This is a genomic window from Halalkalibacter oceani, from assembly GCF_023715705.1.
GTDB lineage: Bacteria > Bacillota > Bacilli > Bacillales > Bacillaceae_D > Halalkalibacter > Halalkalibacter oceani_A.
In genome coordinates this window covers 20,006-40,871 of the sequence record NZ_JAMBOS010000032.1, presented here as the reverse complement: position 1 = coordinate 40,871, position 20,866 = coordinate 20,006, and the positions used below count along the sequence as shown (strand labels likewise).

Annotated in this window: 21 protein-coding genes and 1 riboswitch; of the genes, 1 reads left to right on the top strand and 20 read right to left on the bottom strand. The window is 50.8% G+C overall.

Annotated features, from left to right (window positions below; translation table 11 throughout):
- Positions 1-382: hypothetical protein (locus tag M3212_RS19655; RefSeq protein WP_251195657.1), on the top strand; the 382-nt coding region annotated here is incomplete at its 5' end.
- A gap of 76 nt (positions 383-458) precedes the next feature.
- On the opposite strand, the gene M3212_RS19650 is transcribed toward M3212_RS19655, so the two are convergent.
- From M3212_RS19650 to ccsB, 20 genes are all read right to left on the bottom strand, one after another.
- Positions 459-1,442, bottom strand: coding sequence for a C-terminal binding protein (locus tag M3212_RS19650; RefSeq protein WP_251195656.1), 984 nt, complete (start codon positions 1,440-1,442; stop codon positions 459-461).
- Positions 1,443-1,461: 19 nt separating this feature from the next.
- Positions 1,462-2,469 (bottom strand): 4-hydroxy-2-oxovalerate aldolase, encoded by a 1,008-nt coding sequence (gene dmpG / locus M3212_RS19645; RefSeq protein ID WP_251195655.1) that lies wholly within the window; start codon positions 2,467-2,469, stop codon positions 1,462-1,464.
- A gap of 12 nt (positions 2,470-2,481) precedes the next feature.
- On the bottom strand, positions 2,482-3,366 hold the full coding sequence (locus M3212_RS19640) for an acetaldehyde dehydrogenase (acetylating) (RefSeq protein WP_251195654.1): 885 nt from the start codon (positions 3,364-3,366) through the stop codon (positions 2,482-2,484).
- 20 nt (positions 3,367-3,386) lie between these two features.
- Positions 3,387-4,058 (bottom strand): GntR family transcriptional regulator, encoded by a 672-nt coding sequence (locus M3212_RS19635; protein ID WP_251195653.1) that lies wholly within the window; start codon positions 4,056-4,058, stop codon positions 3,387-3,389.
- A gap of 178 nt (positions 4,059-4,236) precedes the next feature.
- Positions 4,237-5,265 carry a LacI family DNA-binding transcriptional regulator gene (locus M3212_RS19630; protein WP_251195652.1) on the bottom strand — a complete coding sequence of 343 codons (1,029 nt, stop codon included), beginning with the start codon at positions 5,263-5,265 and terminating at the stop codon, positions 4,237-4,239.
- A gap of 29 nt (positions 5,266-5,294) precedes the next feature.
- A complete protein-coding gene (locus tag M3212_RS19625) occupies positions 5,295-6,218 on the bottom strand; it encodes a DMT family transporter (RefSeq protein WP_251195651.1) in 924 nt (307 codons plus the stop codon).
- A gap of 229 nt (positions 6,219-6,447) precedes the next feature.
- Positions 6,448-7,032 (bottom strand): cob(I)yrinic acid a,c-diamide adenosyltransferase, encoded by a 585-nt coding sequence (locus M3212_RS19620; protein ID WP_251195650.1) that lies wholly within the window; start codon positions 7,030-7,032, stop codon positions 6,448-6,450.
- Positions 7,033-7,042: 10 nt separating this feature from the next.
- Positions 7,043-7,417, bottom strand: coding sequence for a bifunctional adenosylcobinamide kinase/adenosylcobinamide-phosphate guanylyltransferase (locus M3212_RS19615; RefSeq protein WP_251195649.1), 375 nt, complete (start codon positions 7,415-7,417; stop codon positions 7,043-7,045).
- Positions 7,417-8,046: a histidine phosphatase family protein gene (locus tag M3212_RS19610; protein WP_251195648.1), complete on the bottom strand. Its 630-nt coding sequence runs from the start codon at positions 8,044-8,046 to the stop codon at positions 7,417-7,419. The genes M3212_RS19615 and M3212_RS19610 overlap by 1 nt, the downstream gene beginning before the upstream one ends.
- Complete coding sequence (cobS, locus tag M3212_RS19605; protein ID WP_251195647.1) at positions 8,004-8,795, bottom strand: adenosylcobinamide-GDP ribazoletransferase; 792 nt, start codon at positions 8,793-8,795, stop codon at positions 8,004-8,006. Before cobS ends, M3212_RS19610 begins: the two co-directional genes overlap by 43 nt.
- Positions 8,782-10,302 (bottom strand): cobyric acid synthase, encoded by a 1,521-nt coding sequence (locus M3212_RS19600; RefSeq protein ID WP_251195646.1) that lies wholly within the window; start codon positions 10,300-10,302, stop codon positions 8,782-8,784. Before M3212_RS19600 ends, cobS begins: the two co-directional genes overlap by 14 nt.
- Positions 10,296-10,874: a bifunctional adenosylcobinamide kinase/adenosylcobinamide-phosphate guanylyltransferase gene (locus tag M3212_RS19595; protein WP_251195645.1), complete on the bottom strand. Its 579-nt coding sequence runs from the start codon at positions 10,872-10,874 to the stop codon at positions 10,296-10,298. Before M3212_RS19595 ends, M3212_RS19600 begins: the two co-directional genes overlap by 7 nt.
- The gene (gene cobD / locus M3212_RS19590) at positions 10,871-11,944 is read right to left on the bottom strand and encodes a threonine-phosphate decarboxylase CobD (protein WP_251195644.1); all 1,074 of its coding nucleotides are present in this window, start codon (positions 11,942-11,944) and stop codon (positions 10,871-10,873) included. The genes M3212_RS19595 and cobD overlap by 4 nt, the downstream gene beginning before the upstream one ends.
- A complete protein-coding gene (gene cbiB / locus M3212_RS19585) occupies positions 11,931-12,884 on the bottom strand; it encodes an adenosylcobinamide-phosphate synthase CbiB (protein WP_251195659.1) in 954 nt (317 codons plus the stop codon). The genes cobD and cbiB overlap by 14 nt, the downstream gene beginning before the upstream one ends.
- On the bottom strand, positions 12,884-14,359 hold the full coding sequence (locus M3212_RS19580; RefSeq protein WP_251195643.1) for a heme ABC transporter ATP-binding protein: 1,476 nt from the start codon (positions 14,357-14,359) through the stop codon (positions 12,884-12,886). Before M3212_RS19580 ends, cbiB begins: the two co-directional genes overlap by 1 nt.
- Before the next feature lie 18 nt (positions 14,360-14,377).
- The gene (locus M3212_RS19575) at positions 14,378-15,436 is read right to left on the bottom strand and encodes a FecCD family ABC transporter permease (protein WP_251195642.1); all 1,059 of its coding nucleotides are present in this window, start codon (positions 15,434-15,436) and stop codon (positions 14,378-14,380) included.
- Complete coding sequence (locus M3212_RS19570; RefSeq protein WP_251195641.1) at positions 15,399-16,397, bottom strand: helical backbone metal receptor; 999 nt, start codon at positions 16,395-16,397, stop codon at positions 15,399-15,401. The genes M3212_RS19575 and M3212_RS19570 overlap by 38 nt, the downstream gene beginning before the upstream one ends.
- A gap of 139 nt (positions 16,398-16,536) precedes the next feature.
- Positions 16,537-16,726: riboswitch (cobalamin riboswitch) on the bottom strand.
- A 311-nt stretch (positions 16,727-17,037) separates the two neighbouring features.
- Positions 17,038-18,816, bottom strand: a complete 1,779-nt coding sequence (locus tag M3212_RS19565; protein ID WP_251195640.1) for an ATP-binding protein — start codon at positions 18,814-18,816, stop codon at positions 17,038-17,040.
- A complete protein-coding gene (locus tag M3212_RS19560; protein ID WP_251195639.1) occupies positions 18,816-19,532 on the bottom strand; it encodes a response regulator transcription factor in 717 nt (238 codons plus the stop codon). The genes M3212_RS19565 and M3212_RS19560 overlap by 1 nt, the downstream gene beginning before the upstream one ends.
- A 143-nt stretch (positions 19,533-19,675) precedes the next feature.
- Complete coding sequence (gene ccsB / locus M3212_RS19555) at positions 19,676-20,863, bottom strand: c-type cytochrome biogenesis protein CcsB (protein WP_251195638.1); 1,188 nt, start codon at positions 20,861-20,863, stop codon at positions 19,676-19,678.
- Positions 20,864-20,866 lie beyond the last annotated feature (3 nt).

The following is a 20,866-nucleotide window of genomic DNA, read 5'->3' as shown; positions in this document are numbered from 1 at the left end:
TCCACTCGCTGCTTCGTCGTCAGCGCAAAAGGGACACTTCACCCTTTTATGTGCATGGAAGCGGGCTGCGGCTCCGTCTCGCGCTCAGCCAAAAGGAAAGAAGCCCGCTTTCCTTCTGGCTTTTACAACCTTGCGCGGTCTCCACTCGCTGCTTCGTCGTCAGCGCAAAAGGGACACTTCACCCTTTTATGTGCATGGAAGCGGGCTGCGGCTCCGTCTCGCGCTCAGCCAAAAGGAAAGAAGCCCGCTTTCCTTCTGGCTTTTACACCCTTGCGCGGGCTCCACTCGCTGCTTCGTCGTCAGCGCAAAAGGGACACTTCACCCTTTTATGTGCATGGAAGCGGCTGCGGCTCCGTCTCGCGCTCAGCCAGATGGAACGTAACCCGCTTTCCTTCTGGCTTTTTACAACCTTGCGCGGCCTCCACTCGCTGCTTCGTCGTCAGCGCAAAAGGGACACTTCACCCTTTTGCGCTGACGACTGCCTGCCGGTTAAGGATGTTGTTCGGGTGCTCTCCCTGGAGGATCGCGTATGCGGTTTCTGCCACTCGTAAATGAAGACGCTGCTTTGCTTCTTCGCTATTGAAGGCGGCATGCGGGGTAATGACGACATTCTCAAGCTTTAAAATCTCGTCATCGAGCTGTAATGGCTCGTGCTCAAGAACATCAAGGCAAGCCCCTCTAATCGTGTTCTCTTTTATCGCTTTCACTAACGCCGTTTGATCAATAATTGGACCACGGGCGGTGTTGAGCAGGACAGCCGAACTCTTCATTTTATCAAAGGCCTGTTCATTAATCAGATGATGCGTATGCTCATTCAACGGTACATGAGCCGAGATATAATCGGCATCGGTGAATAATTGCTCCAGCGTGACCTTTTTCACCCCGTATTTCTCGACGATCTCATCGGAAATAAACGGATCATACGTGACGATTTTCATTTCAAACGCCGCGGCATATTTCGCGACTTCCTGAGCGATATTCCCAAAGCCAATCAGACCGAGCGTTAACGATGACAGGCGGCGGGAATAAAAGCCGGCATTCGGATTCCAATGTCCTTCGCGCACGGAAGCATCGAGCAAGCCGATTTTCCGTTCAAATTGCAAAAGCATCGCCATCGTGTGGGTCGCGACTTCAGGAATGCAATAGTCAGGAATGTTGCAGGCGGCGATTCCCCGCTCTGAAGCAGCCTGCACATCGATATTGTCAAATCCTATCCCATAGCGCACCAAAGCCTTACAGTTCGGTAAAGCTTCAATCACCTTTTTCGTCATCGGAGCGTAGACGCTCAGTACCGCATCGGCATCCTTGCACGCCGCGATTACCTCTTCTTCTGTCGTACAATCCTCTACTCTGAATTCAACTCCGCGCTCGCGAAAGAACGCTTCCTCAATTTGATAATGATCTCCTTCCAACGACTTCCCATCTGCTAAGATCACGAGCATAATCGCGCTCCCCCTTCTATTATTTTTCGTTTGCCAATTTCTGTGCGATTGACAGAATGATATCTTCCTGCCCCCCGACCGCTTTTTGCCGTCCAACTTCCATCAAAATATCGCGGGCGTCAATGCCATATTCCTCGGCGGTCCGGAACGCAAACAGCAGGAATGAGCTGTACACGCCGGCATAGCCCATCGTTAAGCTCAATCTGTCAATCGAGATCGGACGCTTCATCATCGGCTTCATCACATGCTCAGCCGCATCCATCGCTTTATATAAATCGATGTTGTGGCGGATGTTCGCCTTGTTCATGACGGCAACCAGTTCCTCCGTCGCGGTGTTTCCAGCTCCCGCTCCCATTCCGGCAAGGCTTGTGTCGATCCGGTTCGCTCCCTCTTCAATGGCGACGATGGAATTCGCGACGGCGAGCGACAGATTGTTATGGGCATGAAAGCCGATTTCGACGGAAAGCTGCTCCTTCAGCGCGGCAATGCGCCGGCGAGTATCATCCATTAACAGCGCCCCGGCCGAGTCTGTGCAATAAACGGTTCCCGCTCCGTACGCCTCCATCTTCTTGCCCTGCTCAGCCAGCTGATCGGCCGGAATCATATGAGCCATCATCAGAAAGCCGACGACATCCATTCCTAAGTCGCGCGCATATTTAATATGCTGCTCCGAAATGTCGGCTTCTGTACAATGAGTCGCAATCCGGACGACGCTTGCTCCGTATTCATGGGCGCGCTGCAAATGCTCAATTGTGCCGATGCCCGGGATGAGCAGGACGCCGATTTTAGCCGACTTCGCATTTTCGACCGCCGTCCGGATAATCGTCTCTTCCGTTTCCTTTGAGAAACCGTATTGAATCGAGCTGCCCCCAAGACCATCGCCATGCGTCGCTTCGATAATGTCAGCACCTGATTCATCGATGACTCTCGTTAATTCGGCAATTTGCTCCTTTGTATATTGATGCGAAATGGCGTGCATTCCATCGCGCAGCGTTACATCATTAATTGTAATCTTTTCTGTTCCCATCCTTTTCCCCTCCTAGCGATCGTTTCGCTGTCCAAATTCTTCTCCGACTCTTACGGCGGCTGACGTCATAATATCAAGGTTGCCTGCATATTCAGGTAAATAATCACCGAGACCGGTAACTTGCAGGAAGATGGTCACTCGATCTTCGTTAAAATAAGGCTCAGCGCTTAATGTGTATCCTGGAACGTATTGCTGCACTTGCTCGACCATGTTTGTCACTGTCGTTCTAATTTGCTCGTAAATCTCCTCGTTATATTTTTTAATCATGACGTGAATCGTATTGCGCATCATGATTGGCGGCTCTGCCGGGTTCAAAATGATAATCACTTTCCCCTTATCGGCTCCTCCGACTTCTTCTAGCGCCTTCGCAGTTGTTTGCGTGAATTCATCAATGTTTTGCCGTGTACCGGGCCCGGCGCTTTTACTGGAAATCGTTGACACAATTTCTGCATAGGCGACATCAGCCACCTTATTTAAAGCGCTTACAATTGGAACCGTAGATTGACCTCCGCAGGTGACCATGTTGACGTTCGACTCAGCAATGTGATCGTCGATGTTGATCACAGGAACGACATAAGGGCCGATGGCAGCCGGTGTTAAGTCGATGACTGTTTTTCCAAGCTCCTGCAGCACTTTATTATTTTGAATATGCGCTTTGGCGCTTGTCGCATCGAAAAGAATGTCGGCCAAATCAGGCTGCGCCTTAAAGCCTTCAATGCCATTGTCGATCGTCGTGAGCCCTTTTTGCTTTGCCCGCTGTAAACCGTCTGACTGTGGATCAATGCCGATCATCACCGTCGGCTCCAACACCTTACTCCGTTTGAGCTTTTCCAGTAAGTCAGTGCCAATATTCCCCGAGCCAATAATACCGCATGGGACCTTTCTATTCTCTTCCATCAACGTACCTCCTGTACTTTTTAAGATATATGAATTGTTTCGAAAAAGTTTTTCAAAACCTTCCTCGCATAGTGTAAATGAGCTTCCAACGTTTGCTTCACCTGTTGCCGGTCTCCTGATTGAAGCGCTTTTAAAATTTCACCGTGCTGGGTTAAGTTCGTTGCCCTTTGTTCGCGACTATGTTCATTGGTGATTTCCATAATCGCTTTAATGACACCATTCGTACTAAGCCACATTTGAATCAGCGTTTTGTTTTCTGATAACCGGATTAAGGAATAATGAAATTGTAAATCGAGAAAGTTAACATTGCGGTTTGATAAATCCTCTGCTTCCATTGCACTTAGCAACCCTTCCATCTCCGCAAGATATCGTTCGTCTACCGGCATGTGAATTTGCTCTATCGCCGCTGTTTCTACGACACTCCGTGCAAAATAGAGATTGTCGACATCCTCATTGGAAAAGCCGTTCACTTTTGTCCGGCCATTTTTGAACGTATGGACCAGACCTTCTTTTTCCAGCTGGACGATCGCTTCCCGCACCGGACCGCGGCTGACGCCGAGCTCCTTTGACAGCACGACTTCCTTCAAATGCTCACCCTTTTTCATTTCTCCCAAAATAATCCGCTTGCGCAATTTCTCAAGCACTTGTTGCCAAATCAATTTTCGTTGCACTTCTTCTGTGAATAGCTCCATCATTATTACCTCTCTATTCGCAATCATCAGAATGTTAACAGTTTAATGTTTTCACTAGTAATATAGTATAAGCTTGCTACCATTGTCAAGAAGAGAAAAGGAAGAGATGCCTCAAAAGGCTGTCGCTTCCTTTTAAAACATCTCTGCATGAACAATTGAAACCCGGCGTTTCATAATCTCATATAAGCCTGACTTGGCTCGATTCGCGAATATGGATTTCCGGCTCCAGAATAATCCGCTCGGCAGGTCTGTTGAAATCATCAATTCGCTGATGCAGCAGCTTGGCCGCCTGGGTACCAATCACCCTCGGAAAGGAAGAGACCGTCGTCAGGCGCGGCGTGAAAATCGACGCCTCCTGAACATTATCAAAACCGACAATCGCCATATCGACACCCGGCGCCAGCCCTTTTCCCTTCAATTCCTGCATCGCCCCGATCGCGACAATATCATTAAAGCAAAACGCCGCCGTCGGCCTGCTTTCCAGCTTCAATATTTCAGCCATCGCCTTCCTACCGCCCTCTCTCGTCGCGACACTTTCGACAATCAGCGACGAATCAACCTCCAGTCCGGCCTGAAGCAGCGCCTGCTTATAGCTCGAAATCCGTTCGCGCCATGGCGACGACGCGGAGGGCCCTCCCAAGTAGGCAATCCGGCGGTGTCCTTCCTTAACAAGATAGGAAATCACCAAATCGGCACCGGCTCGATTATCAATTCCGACATAATCAAATGTCGAACCCGTAATTTCCCGACCGACTTGAACGACGGGAAGCTGGCTATCGACCAGCTGTTTCGTTGTTTTGACCGTACTGGACGACACAGGCGTCCATAAAATACCGGCAACGCGGTTTTCCAACATTGTCGCCAGCAGCCGTTCCTGTTTTTCATAAGAATCCGAGGTTGTCCCTAAAATAATCGTGTATCCTTCTTTTTCAAGCTCGGCGGTAATCCCGTCAAGCAGCTCAGAAAAAAAGGGATTGGCGATCTCGGTAATCAGCAAGCCGACGGTCGTCGACTGCTTGGACCGCAGATTCGCGGCAACGCGGTCATAGACATAACCTAATTCATTCATTTTTCCTAACACTTTTTCGCGCGTTGCAGCCGAAATTTTCGGGCTGCCACGGACGATTAAAGAAGCAGTGGCCCGTGACACTCCGGCCGCCTGGGCGACATCCTGCAGCGTCACACGCCGCCTTTTTTTGGAATTCACCAGTTAGCAATTCCTCCTTTTTCTCGCTCCTATGACGAGGAAACCGAATGGGAGCGGTTTTGCAGGTCTGTTTTCACAGCCGGGTCCTTGTGGTGCGTCGCAACCCAAATCCCGACGCTGATAAATAAAAAGCCGAAAACATGCTGGATCAGCAGCTCTTCACCTAAGTAAATAACCGCGCCGATTAAAGCCGTGACCGTAATCACATTTAAAAAGATCGATGCCCCTCCGGCTCCAAGGCGCTGAATACAGAGATTGAATCCAATAAAGCCAAATGCCGTTAACACGACTGAAGCGAGCAGGATTTTAAGCCAGATAAATGCTGAAAATGTGAAAATGCTGCTCATATCCTGAACAAATGGTAGAACGAGAAGCATCCCCGCCCCTACTAAATAGCTGTAGGCCGTTACCGGGATAATCTTCATTTGTCCCGCCAGTTTACGAGTGTACACAAAGCTCAGCGCCTGCGCCAGCATCGAGAAAAACAGCAGAATATCGCCGCTTGTAAAGCTGAATGAAGAAAAGCCTCGGAAAACGATAAAGCAAATTCCGATGAAGCTCAGGATGACGCCGATATAGTGACGGCGAAACAAGGTTTCCTTCAATAATAAGGCCCCAAGCAATGTCGTCGCGATCGGGTTCAAACCTAAAATAAGCGCGCCGTTCGTCGCATGGGAAGTTTCAAGTCCGATCGCCAGCGTAATCTGATGAACGAACACGCCAAAAAAGCCGATCAGCGTCAAAAGCTTCCACTGCTCCATTGTTGGTTTGACGACGCCATAAACGAAAAAGCAAAGGACTAAAAGAGCCAGCGCCGTCAGCGTCATCCGTACGAATGTTAGCACGAGCGGCTCAACCGTATACAAAAGCGACTTTACTAAAAGCATATTATGGCCCATCAGGATTGTTATTATTGTAGCATATAAATATGTATGCTTCTGAAAAGAAAACAAAGGAATGCCTCCTTCTAGGATGATATATGAAAACCGCACAACGACCACGAACCATTAGTAGATCGATCTACTAAACTATAAACGACTCAGGTAATCATTGTCAAATACTTCGCTTTACGAAAAATGAAGCAGCCGGACTCTCAGGCTGCTTCGGAAATAACTTCTCGATATTGAGGCTGGACAAAAGGTTGGTTCTTTTCCTTTTGTCCAGCCTCAAACTTGTTGTCCCCTACTCTTTCCGTTTTCCGTTGCGAAAGACGATTGCGCTCCGTTCATATTCAACATCTTTCACTTGAAGGCGGCTGTTAATCACGCGGGCAATCGCGAAAAAATAGTCGGACAGACGATTCAGATATTTTAACACGATCGGATTGACGACATCTGATTCACGATGGAGCCTCGTAACATAGCGTTCAGCCCGCCTTGTGACCGTCCGGCAGACATGAATCGTCGCGGCAGCCTCTGCGCCACCCGGCAAAATAAATCGCTCCAGCTCCGGCGCTTCTTGAATATATGCATCGATCCGTTCCTCAAGAAAGTCGATCATCTCCTGCTTTGCTTTATAGGGCCGATCCTCCCTTTGCTTGAGCATCGCCAAATCGCCGCCGCAATCAAACAGCTCGTGCTGGATTTTGACAAGCTCCGCTTTAATATCAGGAAAGACCTCCTCATCAAGCTGAGCAACCGCCATCCCGACAAAAGAATTGACCTCATCCGTTGTTCCATAAGCAATGACCCGTGTATCATCCTTCGCCATTCTTCCACCAATGACACTCGTTTGCCCTTCATCCCCTGTTCTTGTATAAAGTCTCATAACCAGCCTCCTATTTTAATTGTGTCGCCAATCCATACCAAATCAGATCGACGCGCTCTGCCTTCCTTGCTACTTCCTGAAAACAGACACCGACATAATCGCGAAAAAGCCGTGCTTCTTTTTCAAGCGGGACGACACCCTTGCCGACATCGGAGCCGACCAAATAAAGAATACCGCCAGATTGCTCCCAGCAAAGCCAGCTCTCGAGCCACGAACGGAACCGTTCGCGCGCTCCCGCTTCATCTTCGGTTAAAAAGGAACGTACAATTGCTTCCAGCCCGAAAATAATCACCGTTCCATTTTGCTCCGGAGCCGGATGCGGGCACAGTTTATAGCCATTATACCATTGAATCTCAACGGGACCGGCTTTGGAAGCGTCCTTCATTACCCATTTATTTTTCCCGTGAAAGGCTCCTCCTGTAACGAAATGAATCGCAGCCCCCTCCTTACGTCTGATTTTTTTCCAATTAAGCTGAGACGACAGCCAGTCGGCACGCGCCACTGAAAAAAATCCCGTTTAACAGGTGCATACTCTGTCAGCCATTGACGAATAACGCCGCCGTGGGTGATGACGACCAGCCTGGCCGCTCCCTCGTCCTCCGCGAGAGAGAGCAGCTCAACAAAGGCCTGCTTCGTCCGCTGTTGAAAAGCACTGTAAGTTTCCCCTTGCGGCGGTGAGACCTTGAGCGGATCATCAAGCCACCGGCGGTAAAGATGATCCTCTTTCAGCTGCTCATATGTTTTCCCTTCCCATAAGCCAAAGTCAAGCTCGCGCAAGGCCGGAAAAGTGCGGTAGCGTCGTCCGGGATAAAGAAGCTGCGCCGTTTCCTGGCATCTGATCAGATCGCTCGTGATGAGCAAATCGTTTTTCCCAAGGGGAAGCGGATAGAAAGCAGTCAACTGGCGCCGCCCCTTTGCTGACAAAGGCAGGTCGGTTGAGCCGAGATAGCGGCTTTCCTCATTGTAACGCGTCAAACCATGCCGAATAAGGCTGACAGCCAAAGCATCGCCCATAACAATGTCTCTCCTCCTTCACCGCCAGCGCCGACGGTATCACCTGTAATCCCGCCAATTTGCTGCCTGACCCACTTCAGCCAGATCGCCAAAAAGACTGCCGCTCCCCCGAACAGAATCAGAAAAGGCGGATTGATGAAGACGATAAGCGCCGCCGTCAGCAGCGACCATCCGATGTACGTGATCACTACCGTTCGGTTTTGTGCCGGACGTAAAGCGACGGCCATTCCTTCCTGACGGGCAAACCGTCCGAGCAGCAGCTGCCAGCCAAGCAGCAGTCTCATGAGGATCGGAATGAGAAAAAGCCCAAACAGAAACGCTTCGCTTGCCGCTTGCACGAGTTCCCAAATGAAGACAAAGCGCCAGCCGAGAAGGCAGAGAACGCCGAGCGCCCCAAACGTCCCGAGCCGTGGGTCCTTCATAATCTCCAGCTTCCGCGTCCGCTCTCTCCGTGAAAAAACGGCATCGCAAAAATCGGCCCAGCCATCAACGTGCAGCCCTCCGGAAAAAAGCAGCGAAAAGCTGAGCACATAAAAGGCGATAATCAAGGGAGAAATCGGCGAATAGTGCAGCAGCAAATAGCCCTGAAGCGCAAGACAGCCACCAAGCAGCAGTCCGACAAACGGATAAGCAGCAACCGAGGCCGAAGCCCGCCTGTCATCCCATTCCACATTTTTTTTAAGCGGAAGAACCGTCAAAAACTGAATCGCCAAAACGATGCCGTCAAACAGAATGTTAATGTGGCGCATCGCTCTTCCTCCAAGCCTCGATTTTATCAAGCAGCCGCCGCACATCAAGCTCTGCCTCAAGCCAATCGGCAGCCTGCTCATAGCCCTTTTGCCGCTCACTTTGCAGGCTTCGGACCGGCTGTTCCGGCAAGGAGCGGTTTTTCCGCAAGCGGTTCAACCACCATGTCCGCCACTGATCATTGTAAAACAAATGATGAAAATAACTGCCGATTAACCGGCCTTCCTCAGCGAATATTCCGTCCTCACGCTCTGCGACCGTTAAAAAGGGAAGTGCGCTTTCCGTCAGCTGCCGCGAGTGACCGAGATGAATTTCAAAGCCGGTCAGCGGAGCCAGCGCCTCGAATTGTGGCGCCACGAGCTTCCCGACTGATTGACTCGTCCATTTCTCCTGGGCAAAAACCGTTTCCACTGGGAGAATGCCCAGCCCTTTTACTTTCAGTCCGGCTGTTCCCGTATCGGTGCCGGCTTCGTCGATGATCGTCTGGCCGAGCATCTGGTAGCCGCCACAAATGCCAATGACCGTTCCTCCTTGGCGGACGTAAGCTTTCAGCTGCTCGCTCAGACCGGTGGCCATCATCGCCTCCAGATCACGAATCGTACTCTTCGTCCCCGGCAGCAGCACCGCGTCAGGACAGCCGAGCTGATCGTGCATCCCAACGAGACGCAGCGAAACATCCGGCTCATGAAGAAAAGGTTCCAGATCAGTGTCATTTGATAAATAGGGCAAGTCAATCATTACAATCTCAAGCTGATCATGCCGCTTCACCGCTTGGCGATAGCGCGTTTGCCGCGAGAGTGAATCCTCTGCTTCGATCCGGTGATGGTCGAGATACGGCAGGACGGCAAGCACCTCAACGCCGAGGTTTTCTTCAATCCATTTTCGCCCGCTGACAAACAGTTCGGGATCGCCGCGGAATTTATTGACGACGACGCCGATGACGCGGCTTCTCTCCTGCGCGCTCAGCAGCTGGAGCGTCCCGGCGATGCTGGCAAAAATACCACCTCTGTCAATATCAGCGACAAGGATCACCGGCACATCGGCCAGCTCCGCCACTTTCATATTAACGAGTTCTCGGTCATTAAGATTCATCTCAACCGGACTGCCCGCTCCTTCAATGACGATCGCGTCATACTCAGCCTCAAGCGTGGCCAACGCCTCACGGATCGTTTCCAAGCCAAGCTCGTAAAATTGCCGGCGGTAATCCTTGCCGGAAAGCGTCTGATGAACACGGCCGAAGCGAATGACCTCCGATGTATGATCATTCCTCGGCTTGAGCAAAATCGGATTCATCATGACGCTTGCTTCCACTCCCGCCGCTTCTGCCTGAATTCCTTGGGCGCGACCGATTTCAGCCCCTTCTTTTGTCACATAGGAATTGTTTGACATGTTTTGTGATTTGAACGGTGCGACGCTTAGGCCACGGCGGGCGAACGCCCGGCAAAGCGCCGTGCAGATAAAGCTTTTTCCGACATCAGAGGATGTGCCTTGAATCATTACACCTAGCATCCCTTTCCCCCCTTCTTCCAGCACGGCAGGCCGCATTCAAACTCGATCGCCTCGTCGGCAAGAGCGACAAGCCGGCAGTGGAGCTGTCCAAGTAACCGCTGATAAATGACAGTCCCTTCATCAGCCGCCGGGAGATCTGAGGTGACTTCATTCGAGACGATCACCGCCTGATAATCAGCCGCCAGCCGGTTGAAAAGCGCAGTCAGTTTGGCGACGACCTTGCGCTGATAGTCCGCGTTGCGCCAGTGCTCTTCTCCCCGCTCCCAGCCGTAAAACAATTCATTGCTGACCAAGGTGGTCACACAATCCAGTAAGATGACCTCCTGTTTATCGACCTGGGCGAGCAGCGTATGAAGATTGCGCTCCTGCTCCCATACGTGCCAATTTTGGCCGCTCGCCTGCCGCTGCTGCTGATGGATGTTTACGCGCTGTTCCATTTCCCTGTCGTAGACAGCGCTTGTCGCAAAATAATGAAGCCGGCAGTCGGTCCTCCTGCTGGCGAGCTCGATCGCGCGCTGTTCAGCATAACGGCTTTTTCCGCTTCTTACTCCCCCCGTAATAAAACTAATCACCGCTCTCTCCACTCCCTCAGCACAGCGAGCAGCCGCTCATTGGCCTCGGGCTGCTTGACGGCAAGGCGGATATAATGCCCGTCCAGCCCGTTAAAATTATACGTATGGCGGGCAACGATGCCTTTTTCGGCGAGAAAAAGCAGCAGCGGCTTCATGTCCTGCTTTTTCTGTTCGGACAGTAAATAGAAATTGACAGTCGAGGGAGAAACGACGAAGGCTAACCGTTCCAGCTCGGCACAGATCCGCTCGCGCTCCGCTGTGATCATCGCAACTGTTTGCTTTACGAAGCGTTGCTCCTTTAAGGCCTGCTCTCCGGCGACTTGTGCTAATCCGTTGACGCTCCATGGCGGCTGACGGTGCGCGATCGCCTGGACGAGTCCCGGCTCAGCCAGCAGATAGCCAAGCCGTAAACCGGCAATTGCATACATTTTTGTCAAGGAACGCAGTATAATAAGCCGGCGATGATCAGCAAGCAGGCTTTGCAGCTCGACGTCTTCCAGACAAAAATCGTAAAACGCTTGATCAACGGCAAAATACACCTTGTGATCGCCGGCAGCCTGAAGCAATGCAACAATCGTGTCGCGGCTGTAGCTGATGCCGGTCGGATTATTCGGGCTGCATAAAAAGATCAGATCAAGGTCCGGCAGCAGCGGAAGGATCCGCTCAAGCCGCAGCTCCCACGGTGCCGGCAGCACGATCGATTCAACCTCGCACTCATATGCTTCACATGCCTCGCGGTATTCTGAAAAAGCCGGCTCAATGATCCCGACCCGCTTGCCGCGAAAATGAGCAGCAATCAGAAAAATCAGCTCCGCCGCGCCATTGCCAAGCAGCACATTTTCCGGCTGAAGGTCATTCGCCGCGGCGACGGCATGCTTTAAAGCTGTCCCGTGCGGATCGGGGTAAGCAGAAGCGGCTTCAGCGAGCCCGGAAGCGAGCAGGGAGATAACCGATTCCGGCGGTCCGAAGGGATTTGTATTGACACTGAAGTCTTCGCTTTGTTCCGGCAGTTTGATGGCAAGCGCTTCGGCAAACTGCTTTGGATTTGCTCCATGATTAGGTAAGGACAATGATCACACCTCCGCATCCGAGCAGAAGCAGCGTAAACAAAGTTACGGTTCTGCTCATAATTTGCGTTGCCCCCTCAATATGGACAACACGGAGCCGCTCAAGCGCGTCTCCCATTTTGGCCCGGTTTGAAACAAGGCCTTGATATGTATTCGTTCCGCCGAGCTGAATGCCGAGCAACGCGGCGACCGCCGCCTCGCCCCAGCCACTGTTTGGACTCGGATGCTTGCGCGCATCGCGCCGGACAACCGCCCAGCATTGGCGCGACGAGCGCTGCAGCTTTGGCCGGTTGGCGATAATCATCACGAGCGCCGTTAGCCGGCTTGGCAGCCAATTGAGCAGATCGTCAAAGTTGGCCGAAGCCCAGCCGAAATCGCGGTACCGCTCATTTTGATAGCCGACCATTGAATCACATGTGTTGACCGCCCGGTACAGCAGAGCGAGCGGCGCCCCGCCTATCCAGGCGAAAAAGAGCGGGGCGGTGATGCCGTCGCTTGTATTTTCCGCCACCGTTTCGACCGTCGCCCGGGTAATTTCCGCTTCATCAAGCTTGTCCGTATCCCGGCCGACAATATAGGAAAGCCGGTGCCGGGCTTCTGCCAGATTGTTGGACTCGAGCGGCTTCCGCACCTCATCCGCCGCCTGCTTTAACCCCTTTTCGGCAATCGTCGTTGAAATGAGCCAGGCCTCCAGCAGAAGTCCGGCAACTGGATGAAGCATATATGCGCTCCAGACGAGCAGAGCGGATACGAAAAAAACAACTGACAGGACAATGACCAGCATCAGCAACCCCTTTTGCTTTCGCCCGCTCCCACGGTTCAGCCGGCGCTCCCCGATTGCAATCAGCTTTCCAAAGCCGACAACCGGATGAGGCAGCTGCCTCGGGTCGCCGACGAGGCGATCAATCAGCACTGCCATTCCGAGCGCTATCAGATGCATAATCATCGTCTGTCACCGATGCGGCGCTTATAGCGCTGGAGTGTCTGCCGCATCCCTTCATAGACGAGCCGGGCCAGCTCTTTTCCTAACGGGGTGATCGTCCCGGCGTACGGAAACATTTCTCCGGCCTGAGAAGAAGCAATCATCACACTGTCGGTTGAGGTGCCGGTCGCGATCGTCCCGCTGTTCACATCCCGGATCTCCTCATCATGCAATGCCTTCGCTTTCGCCTCAGTCGCCGTCATCAGAGCCTGCACATAGGCGGCCTCCGACAGCTCCCCGTCGATGAACACCCATATGTTAATCGTTCCGACCGTATTTGCATAATCAGGAAGACGGTGGGCGCAGGAAGCATCTACCGCGTTAGACGTGCCGGCACTGATCATCACAACCAGCGCCGGACTTTGCTTCTCCGAGCGGAGAATCGAGGCATCCGCTAAGCACGCCGCGGTCATCATCGCCAACGTATCCTCATCATCCAAGCCATGCTCCGTCAAAAATGCACGGTACTCTTCCTCCGGATCAACAGCATGATAATCTTTGTCCACATGGCGGTTCACAAATGTGTGATGCCAGCGGAAACCGGCGCCAAGTACTGCTGACGACAATGTCTTCCACTTATTCTCACTCGTCATTTTGATCCACTTTTCTGTATGCTCAATTGTAAGAGCGTCGAGCATGGAAGGCGGCGTCTGCTCCCCTTTGTCCGGAATAAGCGTAATTAACGGCCGCGGGACAGAGGGATGCTCCTTGCGCATGAGCGTTGTTTGATAGACGTTCGCCAGCTGGTCTTCTTTCAACACTTTATGCGGTGAATCGAGCGCGACCATTTCCCCCTCTTCCAAAAGCAATATCCGATCGCAGTAAAGGCTGGCCATATTCAAATCATGGAGCACTGTGACGACGGTTAATTGACGTGTTTCCGTCCACTCATGCAAGGCGTCGAGCAGCTGCATTTGATGGGAAAGGTCAAGATGGTTGGTCGGCTCATCAAGCAGAAGTATATCCGGTTCCTGCGCGAGAGCGCGTGCCAACAGCACCCGCTGCCGTTCGCCGCCGCTCAGCTGCTGCAGCGGCGTGTCGCGGAACCTCCACGTATCCGTTTGCTTCATTGCAGCCCTGATCACCTCTTCATCCTGCTTCGTCATCCGTTGCAACCAGCCTTTTTGATACGGATAGCGCCCTAAAGCGACGACCTCGGAAACAGAATACGAAAAAGCGGTTTCCGCCTGCTGCGGCAAAACGGCCATCTTTTTTGCCAGTTCCTTTGAGCTGTAAGCCGCCAGTGGTTTGCCATCGATCTCAATCCGTCCGTCAGCTGCAGGCAAACCGCCATTGATCGCTTTCAGCAGGCTCGTTTTTCCACTTCCGTTCGGCCCGATAATGCCGAATACTTCACCTTTGTTCACCGTAAACGTAAGCGAGCGGACGACATCCTTCGTCCCATATTGTACAGTGAGATCCTCACAAGTAATCATCGTCGTCTTCCTTTCTATTCACGCTTGTAATCTGCGCTGTCTCAGCAAAATAGCAGCAAATACCGGGGCGCCGACAATCGCGGTAATGACACCGATCGGCAGTTCCGTTGGCGCGATAATCGTCCGCGCGACCAGATCGGTCAGCGCGAGAAAGCCCGCGCCGACAAACATTGACAGTGGCAATAAGTGGCGATGATCAGGTCCCCAAAGCAAGCGTGTCAAATGGGGGATCACTAACCCGACAAAGCCGATCGTGCCAGAAACAGCGACTGCTCCACCCGTCAGCGTCGTCGCCCCAAGGAGTATGATCACTCTTCTGACGGCAATATTCACACCGAGCTGCCGCGCCGTTTCCTCTCCGAAGGCGAGCGCATTCAATTCCTTGCGACAGAAAAACAGCAACAAAAAGCCGGTCAGAAAAAATGGCAGCATCAGCCAAATATAGCTCCAGCCTCTCATCGCCACGCTTCCCATCAGCCAGCTGATAATATGACGCAGCTCCTCGCCGGTTAAAGCGATCATTAACGAAATAAACGCACCTAAAAACGAACTAAAAATAATTCCGGCCAAAATAATCGTTTCCGTCGCCATCGAACGCTGGACAAGCCGCGCAAACAATATGACGAGAAACAGCGTCGCAAAGCCGGCCAGCACGCTGACCAACGGGAGCGTAAAACGACCGATTAGGGGAAGCGAGAACGAAAAGAACAGCACGGCGACGGCGCCGACTGCCGCTCCTGACGACACTCCTAGCGTATAAGGATCAGCAAGCGGATTTTTCAAAAAGCCTTGAAAGGCCGCTCCGGCGAGGGCGAGACTTGCGCCGACGAGCATCGCCAGCAAAGCACGCGGAAAACGGATTTCCATCACGATATTGATAAACATCGGATCAAGCGTCTGGTTCACCGGCACAGAAAAGACTTCCTGCAAAATGATATGGACAACAGTCAGAAAGGGAAGCCGAACGCTTCCCCAACTGATGCTGACAATAAGTGCCCCGATACAAAAGAGCAGGACAGAAGCATAAGCTATAACAAGATTATTCGCCAAATACCTCTGGATAAACTGCTTTCGCAAGACCCTCGACTCCTTCTGCCAGACGCGGACCTGAACGTGTCACCTCATCTGAAACTAAATCATAAATGCGCTCGTTAACAACCGCAGGGACATCCTGCCAGGCCGGGCGCTCTTTAATTTGCTCCGCGGCATTGTCGACATAATAGCCGTACGTTGTGACAATAACATCAGGCTGAAAGGCAACCGCTTCTTCTTCCGTATATGGAATCCAGCCTTCTTCTTCCCCGGCGGCATTGATCGCATTAACGATTGTTAGCATCTCATCAAGAAAGGTTCCCTTACCTGTCGTGTACAGATCAGGCGCGGGCGATACTTCGACCCAGACTTTGCGCCGCTCTTCTTCGGCGATTGTACTCGCTTTTTCTTCGACCTCGGCAAACTTGTCCTGCATATCGGCAATTACCGTTTCGGCTTCTTCCTCGGCGTCAACCGCTTCGCCGATCATCCTGATCGCTTCATAAACCATGTCAATCGAAGCCGCGTCATGAACGACGACAACTGGAATACCGGCATTGCGAAGCTGATTCAGTCCTTCCTCGGAGCTATGCCCGCTCGAAGCGTGGGAAAGCACAAGATCAGGCCCAAGGGCGATCACTTTTTCCACGTCAAAATTCATATCCCCGACGCTCTCAATCTCCAGCACTTCCTCCGGGTAATTGTCCCACTCTGTCCGTCCGACGACCGTTTCGCCTTTGCCTAAGGCAAAAATCGTTTCCGTAATGCTTGGCACAAGGGAAACGACGCGCTCCGGCTGTTGATCGAGCGTCACTTCATTTTCTAACGCATCTACAATTGTTTTAGGATAGCCGGATTCGCTTTCCTCTCCCCCTTCTGCAGTTTGTTCCGTTTCTGTTTCAGCCGGCTCTGTCGGCTGTTCCCCAGGTTCTCCGCCACACCCCGTTAGGATAACAACCCACAACAGCATTAAGATCGTGACGGCGATCCATTTTGTTCTCTTCACACTCTTCCACTCCTTTTCTCTCTTCCCTTATCATAGAAAAACACCCCTCTGAAAGAGGAGTGCCGGGACTGTCAATAACGCGACAAGGCTTTTTTTCGTAATAAGCCAGGTCATTATTGCTTCCCCTTTTCCTCGAAGGTTTCACACATTCGTAAAGGCAGGTCTCCTGACTTATGCATGACAATTTCTTTCCCTTCCCATCTACAGTTTTTAGACAGTGGGCATTTAAAGAAATCTAGCACTTACAGTGGCGGGACCGTGTTGGACTTTCACCAACTTCCCTATTATCATCCAGGCGGACCTGGACGACCTTTACGTTTGCTATGTAATTTCAGATAAGTAATTCCATTATACATGAAAATGGACAGCCTCGCAGTTTTTTTCGATTCTCTTTTCAAACGGCCGCTAAATTAAAGATTGACAATTCGTACAGTTCTACGGTAAAGTGAGTACCAATTTCATATGTTGGAAGCTGGTACTTTGAATTTTATCAAAGTTTAAAAGGAAAAGCGCTGGCTTATTACTTATGAAAGCCTGCTTTCATAAGAGTCGCCTAAACTAAGAAGGGTGCGGCAAAAGGAAAAATAACCCTTTTGCCGCACCCACTGTGATTGGACTCTCAAACACTTGCTTCTTCCCTTTATTCATCCTGAACCTTCGATGGAATAAAGAACGAGAATGTCGTTCCTTCATTCACCTTGCTGTGAACCGAAATTTGCCCTTGATGGGCCTCGATAATATTTTTGGCGATTGCCAGACCAAGTCCTGTGCCGCTCCGGCCTCTCGTTCTTGCTTTATCCGCCTTGTAAAACCGTTCAAACACGTAAGGAAGATCGGCCTCCGGAATCCCTGAACCATTATCCTGGACATCGACCTTTAATCCTTCTGCAAACTGACGGACAATCAAGCTGACGTGACCACCTTTCTCGGTGTGACGGATCGCATTATGGAGCAAGTTTGTCAGCACCTGTTCAATCCGGTCAGGGTCGCACATAATCGTCGTAACATCTGACGTTTCCAACTCCAGCACGACATCCTGCTCACGCGCCAGTCCCTGAAACTTACGGACAATCCGTTCGGCAAACGGTCGCACCTCGGTCGGCTCCACCTTCAGCTCGACATGCCCTGCTTCCATCCTTGCCAAATCAAGCAGCTCATTGACAAGACGGCCCATCCGCAGCGATTCCTCATAAATAATTTTCGCGATTTCTTTCTTTTCCTCATCGGAACCGGCGATATCGTCTATGATCGCTTCACTGTACCCTTGCAGCATCGAAATTGGCGTTCGCAGCTCATGAGAGACATTGGCAATAAAATCCTTGCGTAGCTTATCATGACGGCGCTCCTCCGTCATATCGCGAAAGACGGCGACCGCCCCGCGAATATCATGATCATCATAAAGCGGCGTCATTAAGATCGTCCAGCTCCGTCCTTGCATCTCATACTCAATAAACTGTTCCTTCTCCAGTGCGACGACGCGCTGGAATAATGATTGCAGCGCTTCAGGCAGCGCCTTATCCTGTTCATGTACCATTCCCTGTTCATAGTACCACGACTGGATAAAACGGTCGGCCGGTGGATTTGTCAGCACGACATCGCCTTTTTTATTTAAGGTGATAACACCGTCCGCCATGCTGACCAAAATGCGCGAAAGCTGTTCTTTTTCCTGATTCAATGCGTGAATATTATTGTTCAATTCACGCCCCATCCGGTTGAAGGCGATCGCCAGCTGGCCGATTTCATCATGAGTCAAGATCGGGACCTTTGTTTTAAACTTGCCTTCGGCGACTTCAAGTGCGACCTGCCTCATTTTCCGCAGCGGCGCGGTAATCCGTGATGACAAAAAGAAAGCGAAGATTGTCGTAAGTATAATGGCAATTCCTGCGGAAAAATAAATGATCTGCTTCGTTTCATTGGATGTCTCTTCAATCGCCGACAGCGACTGATAGAGAAAAACCGCACTGTCTTCCAGCTCCGCTGGCTGAAGCGGGACACCGACAATCATGATTTCTGAATGGCTGTCTTCCTCTTCGCTCAAAAAAGGAAAATCGCCTTCTGTCGTGACGACTTTCTCTCCGGAAAACACTTGCGCCAGCGCTTGATCATGAAACAGGCTTGCAAGCGCCTCCCGCTGTAATTCATCGCTGCTCCACAGCTTTTCCCCTTCGACAAAGATAATGATGTCGGATTGAAAAGCATCCCCATATTGCGAAATATTATAAAGCGCATCTTCCTTTGACTCATAGCCTTCATACATGGAAGCGATCATATTCGCATGGTTGACGAGCTGAGATTCAGCTTCATTCACATTAAACTGCTCAAATGATTGCAGCAAAAGAACCATAAGAATCGCTAGGACGACCGAAACGAGCAGCAAAATGGTCAGCCACAGCTTTCCAACTACACTGCGCCAGAGCATTACTCCTTCACAGCCTCAAATTTATAACCGATGCCCCAGACGGTTGAAATAAGCGCTGCGGCTTCAGGCGAGATTTTATTAAGCTTCTCCCGCAATCGCTTAATATGCGTATCAACGGTTCGTAAATCGCCAAAGAAATCATAATTCCAGACGTCCTTTAACAGCTGCTCTCGTGAAAACACTTTATCCGGTGATTGGGCAAGATAATGAAGCAGCTCATACTCCTTCGGCGTTAAATTGATTTCTTCACCAGAAACCGTCACACGATGCGCATCATTGTCAATCGTCAAATGTTGAAACACAAGGACATCCTTCGTCTGCGTATCCGTTTGCAAAAACTTTGTCGACGAAGAACGGCGGAGTAACGCCTTGACCCGCAGCACAACCTCACGCGGGCTAAATGGCTTGACAATATAGTCGTCTGTCCCTACTTCAAACCCTTGCACGCGATTTGTTTCCTCACCCTTTGCCGTCAGCATCATGACCGGCGTCGCTTTTGATTTCCGCAGCTCCTGACAAACTTCGATCCCGTCCTTGCCCGGCATCATAATATCGAGCAAAATCAGGTCATATTCTTCATGTAACGCCATCTCTAACGCCTGTTCACCATTTTCAGCTTCTTCGATTTCATAGTTTTCTCTTTCCAAATACATTTTCAATAACCGTCTAATGCGATCTTCATCATCGACAACTAAAATCCGTGCTTCTTTTTCCATTCACCTTTTCCTCCTCGCTGTATGTAACAGTAGTGTACCATTGTCCCACCGACGAAAAAAGCAAAGCTGCTTAGGGGATGTCTCAAAAAAGGGAAATACACCCTTCTTAAGACATCCCCTTTTCACCTTCATTCCTTCATTTATCAGGCATATGAGTGTAAACCGGCAATGACAAGGTTGACAAAGACGAGATTGAACATAATCAGCCCGAAGCCGATTACACATAACCAAGCCGAACGCTCTCCATGCCAGCCTTTTGACAACCGTAAATGCAAATAAGCCGCATAGAATAAGAACGTAATTAATGCCCATACTTCTTTAGGGTCCCAGCCCCAGAATCTCGTCCATGCATATTGCGCCCATATCATCGCAAACACGAGTCCTCCGAGCGTGAAGACCGGAAACCCGATCGCAATCGCCCGGTAACTAATCTCATCAACCGTCTGCAAGCTGACGCGCTTCAGTAGCGGCTGTAAAATCGCCCCCACCTTTTTACGGAAAATCAATCGAAGCAGCACGTATAGCAGCAAGCCGGTTAGCATTGACCAAATAACGGTATTCAAATCATTTGCTCGAATAATTGCCGGGGCGTTAACCAACGGTGACAAAGCGTCATCCGTCATCAGCGTTCCTTCATTCGGACCGATCAATGCCGGCATCGGGTAGACCATCGTCGCTTCTTCAGCATTTTCATTAATGTAGCTGAATGAAGCTTCATAACCGGCCACATTAAAGATCGTCCCGATCAAAATATAGCCGACTAAGCTGAGCATCGCATAAAGTGTAATCTCCATCGCGACCGTCTGCTTACTTGTTTTCGTAAAATCAATCGAGCGAATCAAATAAATGAGCCCCGCGGCCATCCCGATTGTGAGAATCCCCTGTCCTAATGCGACGGTAATAACATGAATCGTCAGCCAATTACTTTGCAGGGCCGGAATTAACGGAGAAATTTCTCCCGGGAACATCGATGCGTAGGCAATAATCAGCATGACAATCGGCATCGTAAACATCCCTAGATAATTGGAACGGTAAATCGCAAACAAGATCACAAAGGCGATTCCGATCGCAATTCCAAAGAATGTCATATATTCGTACATATTACTGACCGGCGCGTGCCCGGCTACCGACCAGCGGGTAAAAAAATAACCCAGCGAAAACAGGGATCCAAGAATGGCGAAGATATAGCCGATGATCCCCCATTTGTTTCCATTCATCTCACCTTGACGATTGCGCCATTTTCGTCCGGTAACGGAAACAGAAAATGTAATCGTGGCGCCTAAATATAAGAAAAAGGCAATTTGCAGTAAATTCCCACTCAACTCTGCCATTTG